Here is a 12504-nt window from a genome sequence, read left to right on the forward strand (position 1 = left end):
GACGAAGCGGCCGAACGCATTGCCCGCGTCCTGCACAACGACCCGGCCACCGGGGTGATGCGCCATGCCGATGCCGGCTACGACATCGCCATCGACTGCGCCAACGAGCAGGGCCTGAACCTGCCGATGGTTAACGGCTAATTGCAGGCCTTTGTAGCCGCTGCGAAGGCTGCGATCGAGCCCGAAGGGGTCGCGCTCTTTCAAACTGCGGCGGTTACACAGATGGTTTATAAAATTTTCGCAACGCGTGAAGGAGTATTAACGTGCTTGAGCTAAACCTGATTCCCGGCCAATTGAGCCTTGCCCAACTGCGTGACATTTATCAACAGCCGGTCACCCTCACTCTGGACGACAGTGCCTCGGCGCAGATCGATGCCAGCGTGGCGTGCGTTGAGCAGATCCTTGCCGAGAACCGCACCACCTACGGGATCAATACCGGTTTTGGCTTGTTGGCATCAACCAAGATTGCCAGCGAAGACCTGGAAAACCTCCAGCGTTCGCTGGTGCTGTCCCATGCCGCCGGTATTGGCGAGCCGATCAGCGATGCGCTGGTGCGCCTGATCATGGTGCTCAAGGTCAACAGCCTGAGCCGTGGTTTCTCCGGGATTCGCCGGGTAGTAATCGATGCCCTGATTGCACTGATCAACGCTGAGGTTTACCCGCATATTCCGCTCAAGGGCTCCGTCGGTGCTTCGGGTGACCTGGCGCCTTTGGCCCATATGTCGCTGGTGCTGCTGGGCGAAGGCAAGGCGCGCTACAAAGGTGAATGGCTGGATGCCGTCACTGCCTTGAAGCAAGCAGGCTTGCAACCTCTGACGCTGGCCGCCAAAGAAGGCCTGGCGCTGCTCAATGGCACCCAAGTGTCCACAGCGTTTGCCCTGCGTGGCCTGTTTGAAGGGGAAGACCTGTTTGCAGCCGCTATGGCATGCGGCGGCTTGACGGTTGAAGCGGTGCTGGGTTCGCGCTCGCCGTTTGATCCGCGCATTCACGCAGCCCGCGGCCAGCGTGGCCAGATCGACGCGGCAGCGATTTATCGTGATCTGTTGGGCACCCGCAGTGAAGTTTCCGAGTCGCACAAAAACTGCGACAAAGTACAAGATCCGTACTCCCTGCGTTGCCAGCCACAAGTCATGGGTGCCTGCCTGACCCAATTGCGCCAGGCTGCTGAAGTCCTGGGTATCGAAGCCAACGCCGTGTCGGATAACCCGCTGGTATTTGCCGAGCAGGGCGATGTGATTTCTGGCGGTAACTTCCACGCCGAACCGGTGGCGATGGCTGCCGACAACATGGCGCTGGCGATTGCCGAGATCGGTTCGCTGAGCGAGCGCCGTATTTCGTTGATGATGGACAAGCACATGTCGCAGTTGCCGCCATTTCTGGTGGCCAACGGTGGCGTCAACTCCGGCTTTATGATCGCTCAGGTGACCGCTGCGGCCTTGGCCAGTGAGAACAAAGCGTTGTCGCACCCACACAGCGTCGATAGCATTCCTACGTCGGCGAACCAGGAAGACCACGTATCGATGGCTCCTGCGGCGGGCAAGCGTTTGTGGGAAATGGCCGAAAACGTACGCGGCGTGCTGGCTGTCGAGTGGCTGGCTGCATGCCAGGGGCTGGATTTGCGTGATGGCCTGAAAACCTCGCCCAAGCTTGAAATCGCACGCAGCACGTTGCGCAGCAAGGTCGCGTTCTATGAAAAAGACCGCTTCTTCGCCCCGGATATCGATGCCGCGATTCAGTTGCTGGCATCGCGCTGCCTGAATGCATTGGTGCCTGCCCAGATCCTTCCAAGCCTGTAACTCTCAGACGCAGGGGGCCATTCGGCCCTCTGCGTGTCTGTTTTCGCCGACAAAAATAATTAAGGACGCGAAATGCAAAGCCAAACTCAAGGTTTGAAACGCGGGTTATCTGCTCGCCACATTCGTTTCATGGCGCTGGGCTCAGCGATCGGAACGGGTCTTTTTTATGGTTCAGCCGCTGCCATCCAGATGGCTGGACCTGCGGTGCTACTGGCGTACCTGATCGGGGGTGCGGCGGTCTTTATGGTGATGCGCGCACTGGGTGAAATGGCCGTGCGCAATCCGGTCTCAGGATCGTTTGGCCAATACGCCACGACGTATTTGGGGCCGATGGCAGGTTTTATTCTCGGCTGGACCTATGCCTTTGAGATGATCATTGTGTGCCTGGCCGACATCACGGCCTTCGGCATTTACATGGGGTTCTGGTTCCCCGAGGTCTCGCGCTGGATCTGGGTGCTGGGCATTGTGCTGCTGATCGGTGGCCTCAACCTGTGCAGCGTCAAAGTTTTCGGTGAGATGGAGTTTTGGCTGTCCCTGCTTAAGGTTGCCGCTATTGTGGCGATGATCCTCGCAGGCTTCGGCATCATGCTGTTTGGCATTGGTGCGGCAGGTAGCACCGACGCTGCGGCGACCGGTATCAGCAACCTCTGGGCCCACGGTGGTTTCCTGCCCAATGGTGTAGGCGGGTTGATCGCTTCGTTTGCGGTGGTGATGTTTGCGTTTGGCGGTATTGAAATCATTGGCATTACCGCGGGTGAAGCCAAAGACCCGCAACGCGTTATCCCCAAGGCGATCAACGCCGTGCCGTTGCGGATTCTGCTGTTCTATGTGCTGACCCTGTTCGTGTTGATGGCCATTTACCCATGGACTCAGATCGGCAGCCAAGGCAGCCCTTTTGTACAGATTTTCGACAGCCTGGGCATCAGCTCTGCGGCCACCATTCTTAATATCGTGGTGATCTCGGCGGCCGTGTCGGCGATCAACAGCGACATCTTCGGGGCTGGGCGCATGATGTATGGTCTCGCTCAGCAAGGGCAGGCCCCCAAAGGCTTTGCCAAAATCTCCAAGCACGGTGTGCCATGGATGACGGTGTTGGTGATGGGCGCCACGTTGCTGGGCGGTGTAGTGCTGAACTACCTGATTCCGGAAAACATCTTCCTGGTTATCGCCTCGATTGCCACGTTCGCCACCGTGTGGGTGTGGTTGATGATTCTGGTGACTCAAGTGGCCATGCGCCGTTCCATGACTCGCGCAGAAGTGGCTGAGCTCAAGTTTCCGGTTCCGTTCTGGCCGTATGCGCCGATCGCAGCCATCGCGTTTATGGTGTTTATCTTTGGTGTGCTCGGCTACTTCCCTGAAACCCAGGCCGCGTTGATGGTAGGTGCAGTCTGGATTGGCTTGTTGGTTGTGGCTTATCTGTTGTGGGTCAAGCCGCTGGCCGGACGGGCGGTTAAAGTGGCTGCCGAGCTTTCCTGAGTATTTGATCCTGTACGGAGTGATGCAATGAAAACCCTTTGGCAGCACTGCAATGTCGCAACCATGGCCAATGGCGCTTACTCGATTATCGAGGATGCGGCCATCGTCACCCGTGATGAATACATTGAGTGGATTGGCCCGCGTTTACAGTTACCCGAGGGCGAATATGGCCAGGTTCATGGCCTGGAGGGCGCATGGGTGACGCCGGGGCTGATCGATTGCCACACGCATACGGTGTTTGGCGGCAATCGTAGCGGCGAATTCGAGCAGCGCCTGCAAGGGGTGAGCTATGCCGAAATCTCTGCGGCCGGGGGAGGAATTGCCAGCACCGTGCGTGCGACTCGCGCTGCAAGCGAAGAGGAGCTGTTCGCCACTGCGCGACAGCGTTTGATTTGTTTGTTGCGTGACGGTGTGACCAGCGTCGAGATCAAGTCAGGTTATGGCCTGTGTCTCGAAAGTGAGCGCAAAATCCTGCGGGTGATTCGCCGTCTTGGCGAATCCCTGCCGGTGACGGTACGCAGTACGTGCCTGGCGGCTCATGCCCTGCCACCGGAGTACAAGGATCGGGCAGACGATTATATCGATCACATCTGCCACGAAATGCTCCCCGCGCTGGCAGCAGAAGGGCTGGTGGACGCGGTCGATGCGTTCTGTGAATACCTGGCGTTTTCACCTGCACAGGTCGAGCGGGTGTTTGTTGTGGCGAAGCAGTTGGGCTTACCGGTCAAGCTGCATGCCGAGCAGTTGTCATCGTTGCACGGTTCCAGTCTGGCGGCGCGCTATCAGGCGTTGTCGGCGGATCACCTGGAGTTCATGACCGAAGAAGACGCCCAGGCGATGGCGGAGGCCGGAACAGTGGCCGTGTTGTTGCCCGGTGCGTTTTACTTCTTGCGTGAAACCCAACTGCCGCCGATGGACGCCTTGCGCAAGCACGGGGTGAAAATCGCTATCGCCAGCGACCTCAATCCGGGCACTTCGCCGGCGTTGTCGTTGCGCCTGATGATGAACATGGCCTGCACCCTGTTCCGCATGACCCCCGAAGAAGCCCTGGCGGGTGTGACCCGGCACGCTGCCACTGCCTTGGGTATGGGGGAAACCCACGGCTCGCTGGAGCCCGGCAAGGTTGCCGACTTTGTGGCCTGGAACATTGATCGCCCGGCGGATCTGGCGTATTGGCTGGGTGGTGATCTGGACAAACGCGTCGTGCGCAATGGCGTGGACGCAGTGCTTTAGGAGAAAAGTTGTGGATAAGGTTCTGACATTCAAACAAGGCCGCGTGCCATTGCTGATCAGCATGCCTCACGCGGGCTTGCGTCTGACGCCTGCGGTTGAAGCCGGGCTGATTCCCGAAGCTCAAAGCCTGCCGGACACCGACTGGCATATTCCAAGGCTTTATGAGTGTGCAGCTGAGCTGGGTGCCAGCACCCTGGCGGCAGAGTACTCGCGCTTCGTCATCGACCTCAATCGGCCCGAAGATGATGCGCCGATGTATGTCGGGGCGACCACGGGATTGTTCCCGGCCACGCTGTTTGACGGCGTGCCGCTGTTCCGTGAAGGCCAGGTGCCAACAGCCGCCGAGCGGGCGACCTACCTGGAGCACATCTGGAAGCCTTATCACCAGACGCTTCAGCAAGAGCTGGCACGGCTCAAGGACGAGTTTGGCTACGCCCTGCTGTTCGATGCCCATTCAATCCGCTCCCACGTCCCGCATTTGTTTGAGGGTCGGCTGCCGGACTTCAACCTGGGCACGTTCAATGGTGCCAGCTGCGATCCGGCGCTGGCCAGCGAGCTGGAAGCGATTTGCGCCGGATATCCGGCCTACAGCCATGTGCTCAACGGGCGCTTCAAGGGTGGCCACATTACCCGCCATTACGGCAGCCCTGCCGACAACATTCATGCGGTGCAACTGGAGCTGGCCCAATGCACGTATATGGAAGAGGTAGAGCCTTTCACTTACCGTGAAGACCTGGCCGCACCGACCCAGGTCGTGCTCAAGCAGTTGCTGGCACGGATTATTGAATGGGGCCGCGAACGGCACGCCTGACCCTTGCAGGAGCCAGCGCGCTCGCTGGCAGCCGTGTGGAACACCTGAAAAACGGCGTTCCATCACGGCGCGAGCAAGGGCGTTCCTGCAAAATTATTCACACTTTCTTAAGCGCATGCTCATTGGGGCCAATCGGGTTTATGATGCCAGACGGCAACATTTTCCAGCCCCATGGAGTGCGTAATGCAAACCTTGTTCCCGCAGATCAAACCCTACGCCCGGCATGAGCTGGCCGTTGATGCACCCCATGTGCTTTACGTTGACGAGAGTGGCTCGCCCGACGGTTTGCCGGTGGTGTTCGTTCACGGTGGTCCGGGTTCGGGATGCGATGCCAACAGTCGCTGCTATTTCGATCCCAACCTGTACCGCATCATCACCTTTGATCAGCGTGGTTGCGGGCGGTCGACGCCGCACGCCAGTCTTGAAAACAACACCACGTGGGATCTGGTCGCCGACATGGAGCGCATCCGCTCGTACCTGGGCATCGATAAATGGGTGCTGTTTGGCGGTTCATGGGGTTCCACCCTGTCATTGGCGTATGCGCAAAGCCACCCCGAACGAGTTCACGGCTTGATCCTGCGCGGTATTTTTCTGTCCCGGCCACAAGAAATCGAATGGTTCTACCAGGCCGGTGCCAGCCGCATTTTCCCGGATTACTGGCAAGACTATGTGGCACCTATTCCAGAGGAAGAGCGGCATGACTTGCTTGGCGCTTTCCACAAACGCCTGACCGGCAATGACCAGATTGCCCAGATGCACGCGGCCAAAGCCTGGTCGACGTGGGAGGGTCGCACCGCGACGCTGCGACCCAACCCGCAAGTGGTTGACCGCTTTTGCGAGTCGCATCGGGCGCTGTCGATTGCCCGTATCGAGTGCCATTACTTCACCAACAGTGCGTTTCTTGAACCCAATCAGTTGATTCGCGACATGTACAAGATTGCCCACTTGCCGGGGGTCATTGTTCATGGTCGCTATGACGTCATTTGCCCGTTGGACAACGCATGGGAGCTGCATCAGGCCTGGCCGGACAGCGAATTGCAGGTTATCCGCGACGCCGGTCACTCCGCGACTGAGCCGGGGATTACCGATGCGCTGGTGCGTGCCACCGAACAAATGGCCCGTCGTCTGCTCAACCTGCAGCCCGATGAAGCATGAAGGGCTTATTGCAACGTGTGACGGGTGCGCGGGTTGAAGTGGCGGGGGAGGTCGTAGGCGCCATCGATCAGGGGCTGCTGGTGCTGGTGGCCGTCGAGCCTGGCGATACACAGGCCAATGCGGCCAAGTTGTTGAACAAGCTGCTCAACTACCGCGTGTTCAGCGATGCCGATGGAAAAATGAACCGGTCGCTGGCCGATATCGGCGGTGGTTTGTTGCTGGTGTCCCAGTTCACTCTGGCAGCCGACACTCAAAATGGCTTGCGCCCGAGCTTTTCCACGGCCGCACCTCCCGCATTGGCACAGGCACTGTTCGACCACCTGTTGACCGAGGCCAGGCGCCTGCATCCACGGGTCGAATCAGGGCGTTTTGGGGCCGATATGCAGGTGCATTTGGTCAATGATGGCCCCGTGACTTTTATGTTACAAACCTAATACCCAGAAATACCGTGTTTTCGTCCGAAAACAGGGGGTTTTCACATGAAATACTTACGGACAGTGGATGCGTTGTAGCGCGGCCTACTAGATAATCCTGCGCTACACAGAGACCTATCCGGCACGTCAGGGGAATCATTTATTCCTTCGGCTGTCGGAACAGTGCTCGCCAACCCGGCATGTAGATCGCTGGCCGTTGGTTTCATCATCTGTATTCGGCGAGGTTTGCTCGTGATTGTTAGTCCATTTAATGCACCAAAAATGTCTGCCAAGCGGTTGCGTAATGCACTGGTGACGGGCTCTGCGCTCTTTTGCTTGTTCGGTGCGGGTCAACTGTGGGCATTTAGTCTGGATGACGTGGCGGCTGAGGCGAAAACCCTCGCCGAACAGAAGTACCAAGCCCCACGCAGTAATTTGCCTAAAGAATTCCGCGACATGAAATTCGCGGATTATCAAAAAATCCGTTTTATCGGCGACAAGGCCCAGTGGGCGGATCAAAAGACCCCGTTCAAGCTGTCCTTCTATCACCAGGGCATGCATTTCGACACGCCGGTAAAAATCAACGAAGTGACCGCCACCAAGGTGGAAGAAATCAAGTACGACCCGAGTCGTTTTGATTTCGGTGACGTTCAGTTCGATCCTAAAGTGACCGAAAACCTCGGCTGGGCCGGTTTCCGCGTGCTGTATCCGATCAACAAGGCGGACAAGCAGGACGAGATCATGACCATGCTGGGCGCGAGCTATTTTCGCGTGATCGGCAAAGGTCAAACCTACGGCCTGTCGGCCCGTGGCATGGCGATCGATACTGCTTTGCCATCGGGTGAAGAGTTCCCGCGTTTCACCGAGTTCTGGATCGAGCGTCCAAAGGCAGGTGACAAGCATCTGGTGATCTTCGCCTTGCTGGATTCGCCTCGTGCCACTGGCGCCTACCGCTTCACCTTGCGTCCGGGTCTGGACACTGTGGTTGATGTCAAATCGCAAATGTTCCTGCGCGACAAGGTGACCAAACTGGGCATCGCGCCGCTGACGAGCATGTACCTGTTCGGCGCCAATCAGCCGTCCAAAGTGCTGAATTACCGCCGCGAACTGCACGATTCGTCGGGCCTGGCGATTCACGCGGGCAATGGCGAGTGGATCTGGCGTCCACTGAACAACCCGAAACACTTGTCGGTGAGCAACTTCTCGGTTGAGAACCCGCGCGGCTTTGGTTTGCTGCAACGTGGCCGCGACTTCAGCCACTACGAAGACCTTGATGACCGCTACGACAAGCGCCCAAGTGCCTGGATCGAACCACAAGGCGATTGGGGTAAAGGCTCCGTTGACCTGGTAGAGATTCCGACCGCAGATGAAACCAACGACAACATCGTTGCGTTCTGGAGCCCGGAAACGTTGCCGGAGCCCGGCAAGCCAGTTGATTTTGCCTACCGTCTGCACTGGACGCTGGACGAAGCTGCAATGCACCCGACTGACAGCGCCTGGGTCAAACAAACCTTGCGTTCCACCGGTGACGTCAAACAGTCCAACCTGATTCGCCAGCCAGATGGCAGCGTGGCTTACCTGATCGACTTCGAAGGTCCTTCGCTCAAGGCCTTGCCTGAAGATGCGGCGGTGCGCAGCCAGGTCAGCGTGGGTGACAACGCCGAACTGGTTGAAAACAACGTGCGCTACAACCCTGTTACCAAGGGCTGGCGCTTGACCTTGCGCCTGAAGCTCAAGGACCCGAGCAAGTCCACCGAGTTGCGCGCAGCATTGGTTCAAGACGTCGTAACGCCGGCACCAAAACCTGCACCTCTGACCAAGGCTGAAAAAGCCGCGGCCAAGGCTCAGGAGAAGAAAGCACACGCGGCCAAGGACGCAAACAAACCTGCAGCCGAAGCGACCCCTGCCACGCCAGAACCGGTGAAGACTGAGAAAGTGTTGACCGAAACCTGGAGCTACCAGTTGCCAGCCGATGAGTAATATTAACGTTCCGTCTGTCTCGCTTGACGAGTACTTGGCGCATTTACCGTTGAGCGATGAGCAACGCGCCGAACTGGCGAGTTGTGAGTCGTTCGCCGAGCTGCACGCGAGGTTGTCGGCGCAAGCGGACACCGATGCCCAAGAGGCCGCCCAGGCCTCGGTCGGCACGCGTCTGAACCTCAGCTCGGCTGCGGAGCTGGAGGAAGCAGAAATGCTTGGCCTCGATGCCAGCGGCCGCGTGATGCTCAAGGCGACGCCACCGATTCGGCGCACCAAAGTGGTGCCCGAGCCTTGGCGAACCAATATTCTGGTTCGTGGCTGGCGGCGCCTGACCGGGCGCAGCAATCCCCCGGCTCCCAAAATTGACGAGCGCGTGCTGCCGCATGCGCGCTGGCGCACGGTGGGGTCGATACGCCGCTACATCTTGTTGGTGCTGATGCTCGGTCAGACCATCGTCGCGGGCTGGTACATGAAAGGCATCATGCCGTACCAGGGCTGGTCGTTCGTCGATCTCGACGAGATCATGCACCAGTCGTTGATGCAAACCGCACAGCAAGTGCTGCCCTATGCCTTGCAGACCAGCATCCTGATCCTGTTCGGGATTCTGTTTTGCTGGGTGTCGGCGGGTTTCTGGACAGCCCTCATGGGCTTCCTGGAGTTGCTCACCGGCCACGACAAGTACCGGATTTCCGGTGCCAGCGCGGGCAACGAGCCGATCCCGGAACAAGCACGTACCGCATTGGTAATGCCGATCTGTAACGAAGACGTGACCCGCGTATTTGCGGGCTTGCGTGCCACGTACGAATCGGTTGCGGCCACGGGTGACCTGGATCGCTTCGACTTTTTCGTCCTCAGTGACAGTAACGACCCCGATATCTGTGTCGCAGAGCAGCAGGCCTGGCTGGATGTGTGTCGCGAAACAGAAGGCTTCGGCCGGATCTTCTATCGTCGTCGCCGTCGCCGGGTGAAACGTAAAAGCGGCAACCTCGACGATTTTTGCCGTCGCTGGGGCGGCGATTACAAGTACATGGTGGTGCTGGACGCCGACAGCGTCATGAGCGGCGAGTGCCTGACCAGCCTGGTGCGCCTGATGGAAGCCACACCAGACGCCGGCATCATCCAGACCGCGCCACGTGCGTCGGGCATGGATACGCTGTATGCGCGCATGCAGCAGTTCGCCACCCGGGTCTACGGGCCACTGTTTACCGCGGGTCTGCACTTCTGGCAGTTGGGTGAATCCCACTACTGGGGCCACAACGCGATCATCCGGATGAAACCGTTTATCGAGCACTGCGCCCTGGCGCCGTTGCCTGGCAAAGGTGCATTTGCGGGTGCGATTCTGTCTCACGACTTCGTTGAAGCCGCGTTGATGCGTCGTGCCGGTTGGGGCGTGTGGATTGCCTACGACCTGCCGGGCAGCTATGAAGAACTGCCGCCGAACCTGCTGGACGAACTCAAGCGTGACCGTCGCTGGTGCCACGGCAACTTGATGAACTTCCGCCTGTTCCTGGTTAAAGGCATGCACCCGGTGCACCGTGCGGTGTTCCTGACCGGCGTCATGTCGTATCTATCGGCACCGTTATGGTTCTTCTTCCTGCTGCTGTCGACGGCCCTGCTGGCGGTCAATACGCTGATGGAGCCGCAATACTTCATGGAGCCTCGTCAGCTTTATCCGCTGTGGCCACAATGGCACCCGGAAAAAGCCGTTGCTTTGTTCTCGACGACCATCGTGCTGCTGTTCCTGCCTAAATTGCTCAGCATCATTCTGATCTGGGCCAAGGGCGCCAAGGCGTTCGGTGGCAAGTTCAAAGTCACGTTGTCGATGTTGCTGGAAATGCTGTTCTCGATGCTGCTGGCACCGGTGCGCATGATCTTCCACACCCGCTTTGTACTGGCTGCATTCCTCGGCTGGGCGGCGACCTGGAACTCGCCACAACGTGACGACGACTCCACCCCGTGGAGCGAAGCCATACGACGCCATGGTCCGCAAACCCTGCTGGGTGCGGCCTGGGCTGCGTTGGTGTTGTGGTTGAATCCAAGCTTCCTGTGGTGGCTGGTGCCGATTGTCGGTTCGCTGATGCTGTCGATTCCGGTGTCGGTGATCTCCAGCCGGGTCAAGCTGGGCCTCAAGTCCCGCGACGAAAGCCTGTTCCTGATTCCTGAGGAATACGCGCCGCCGCGTGAATTGTCAGCCACCGCTGAATACACCTACGAGAACCGTTACCGCGCACTCAACGACGGCTTTGTCCGGGCCGTGGTTGATCCGCAGCAGAACGCCCTGGCCTGTGCCCTGGCGACCTCGCGTCACCGCGAAGCCGAGCCGATTGAGTGGCTGCGCGCCGAGCGCGTACGTCAGGCCCTCAAGCTGGGGCCCAAAGCGATCGACAATAACCTGCGCATGGCACTGCTGAGTGACCCTGTTGCGTTGGCACGCTTGCACGCGCTGGTGTGGAACGAGGGGCACGAAGACTGGTTGAACGCCTGGCGTGAATCAGTGGCCGCAGACCCTCACGCACCACTGTTGCCATTGAAACCTGCTGCCTGATCCCTATCGCGAGCACGCTCGCTTCTGCAGAGTGATTGAATCACCTGCAGGAGCGAGCGTTTTCGCGATGAGGACGCTGTTACCCCCCGCCTGCCGTGCTTTTCCATCGCAAAACTCGTCTCATAACCCTTCAGTGAGTTAGCATCCGTCTCCGAATGGGTGAGTGCCCGGCTGTGCTGGCTTTCAGTATTGAGTCCGCCGCAGGTCAATGCCTTTATTGAGTAGGTTCAGGGGAGTTGATGATGAAGAAGTTTCTATCGAAACTGCTGTTCGGTGTCACTGCACTATTGGCGGTTAACGCAGCCCATGCTGGCGCCATTGATGACGCGGTCAAGCGCGGCACGTTGAAGGTGGGCATGGACCCGACCTACATGCCCTTCGAGATGACTAACAAGCGCGGCCAGATCATCGGTTTCGAAGTCGACCTGCTCAAGGCCATGGCCAAGTCCATGGGCGTTAAGCTGGAAATGGTTTCCACCGGTTATGACGGCATCATTCCCGCCTTGATGACCAACAAGTTCGACATGATCGGCAGCGGCATGACCCTGACCCAGGAACGCAACCTGCGCCTGAACTTCAGCGAACCCTTCATCGTCGTCGGTCAGACCTTGCTGATTCGCAAGGAGCTTGAAGGCAAGATCAAGTCCTACAAAGACCTCAATGACCCGCAATACCGCCTGACGTCGAAGATCGGCACCACGGGTGAGATGATCGCCCGCAAGCTGATGTCCAAAGCTCAATACCACGGCTATGACAATGAGCCAGAAGGCGTGCTGGATGTGGTGAATGGCAAGGCTGATGCTTTCGTCTACGACGCACCTTACAACGTTGTTGCCGTGAACAAGTTCGGCAACGGAAAACTGGTGTTCCTCGACAAGCCCTTCACCTACGAGCCGCTGGCTTTTGGTCTGAAGAAAGGCGACTACGACAGCATCAACTTCATCAATAACTTCCTGCACCAGATCCACGAAGACGGCACTTACGATCGCATCCATGACAAGTGGTTCAAAGACACCACCTGGCTCAAAGACATGGAGTAAGTGCGATTCCCTGTAGCCGCTGCCGCAGGCTGCGATAAGGCCCGCAGGGCCTTCA

General features: G+C 58.5%; 10 protein-coding genes. All 10 read left to right on the top strand.

Annotated elements, in window-relative coordinates; genetic code table 11:
* On the top strand, positions 1-141 hold a 141-nt coding region (locus AWM69_RS17435; RefSeq protein WP_218727740.1), incomplete at its 5' end, for a hypothetical protein.
* Positions 142-263: 122 nt separating this feature from the next.
* Positions 264-1796, top strand: coding sequence for a histidine ammonia-lyase (hutH, locus tag AWM69_RS17440; RefSeq protein ID WP_218727718.1), 1533 nt, complete (start codon positions 264-266; stop codon positions 1794-1796).
* Positions 1797-1868: 72 nt separating this feature from the next.
* Complete coding sequence (locus tag AWM69_RS17445; RefSeq protein ID WP_218727720.1) at positions 1869-3272, top strand: amino acid permease; 1404 nt, start codon at positions 1869-1871, stop codon at positions 3270-3272.
* Between the two features lie 27 nt (positions 3273-3299).
* Positions 3300-4505: an imidazolonepropionase gene (gene hutI, locus AWM69_RS17450; protein WP_131655335.1), complete on the top strand. Its 1206-nt coding sequence runs from the start codon at positions 3300-3302 to the stop codon at positions 4503-4505.
* Positions 4506-4515: 10 nt separating this feature from the next.
* A complete protein-coding gene (hutG, locus tag AWM69_RS17455) occupies positions 4516-5316 on the top strand; it encodes an N-formylglutamate deformylase (RefSeq protein WP_131655334.1) in 801 nt (266 codons plus the stop codon).
* Positions 5317-5499: 183 nt separating this feature from the next.
* Positions 5500-6471, top strand: a complete 972-nt coding sequence (gene pip / locus AWM69_RS17460; RefSeq protein ID WP_131655333.1) for a prolyl aminopeptidase — start codon at positions 5500-5502, stop codon at positions 6469-6471.
* Positions 6468-6905: a D-aminoacyl-tRNA deacylase gene (gene dtd / locus AWM69_RS17465; protein WP_218727722.1), complete on the top strand. Its 438-nt coding sequence runs from the start codon at positions 6468-6470 to the stop codon at positions 6903-6905. The genes pip and dtd overlap by 4 nt, the downstream gene beginning before the upstream one ends.
* 231 nt (positions 6906-7136) lie before the next feature.
* A complete protein-coding gene (locus AWM69_RS17470) occupies positions 7137-8864 on the top strand; it encodes a glucan biosynthesis protein G (protein WP_218727723.1) in 1728 nt (575 codons plus the stop codon).
* Positions 8857-11409 carry a glucans biosynthesis glucosyltransferase MdoH gene (gene mdoH / locus AWM69_RS17475; protein WP_218727725.1) on the top strand — a complete coding sequence of 851 codons (2553 nt, stop codon included), beginning with the start codon at positions 8857-8859 and terminating at the stop codon, positions 11407-11409. The genes AWM69_RS17470 and mdoH overlap by 8 nt, the downstream gene beginning before the upstream one ends.
* 242 nt (positions 11410-11651) lie before the next feature.
* Positions 11652-12449, top strand: coding sequence for a transporter substrate-binding domain-containing protein (locus AWM69_RS17480; protein WP_131655329.1), 798 nt, complete (start codon positions 11652-11654; stop codon positions 12447-12449).
* Positions 12450-12504: the final 55 nt, after the last annotated feature.

This window comes from Pseudomonas sp. D1HM (assembly GCF_019266105.1).
GTDB classification, from domain to species: Bacteria; Pseudomonadota; Gammaproteobacteria; order Pseudomonadales; family Pseudomonadaceae; genus Aquipseudomonas; species Aquipseudomonas taetrolens.

Excerpts from the sequence above, each read along its gene's own strand:
- AWM69_RS17445 (WP_218727720.1), top strand. The coding sequence starts at position 1,869 with ATGCAAAGCCAAACTCAAGGTTTGAAACGCGGGTTATCTGCTCGCCAC.
- hutI (WP_131655335.1), top strand. The coding sequence starts at position 3,300 with ATGAAAACCCTTTGGCAGCACTGCAATGTCGCAACCATGGCCAATGGC.
- pip (WP_131655333.1), top strand. The coding sequence starts at position 5,500 with ATGCAAACCTTGTTCCCGCAGATCAAACCCTACGCCCGGCATGAGCTG.
- dtd (WP_218727722.1), top strand. The coding sequence starts at position 6,468 with ATGAAGGGCTTATTGCAACGTGTGACGGGTGCGCGGGTTGAAGTGGCG.
- mdoH (WP_218727725.1), top strand. The coding sequence starts at position 8,857 with ATGAGTAATATTAACGTTCCGTCTGTCTCGCTTGACGAGTACTTGGCG.
- AWM69_RS17480 (WP_131655329.1), top strand. The coding sequence starts at position 11,652 with ATGAAGAAGTTTCTATCGAAACTGCTGTTCGGTGTCACTGCACTATTG.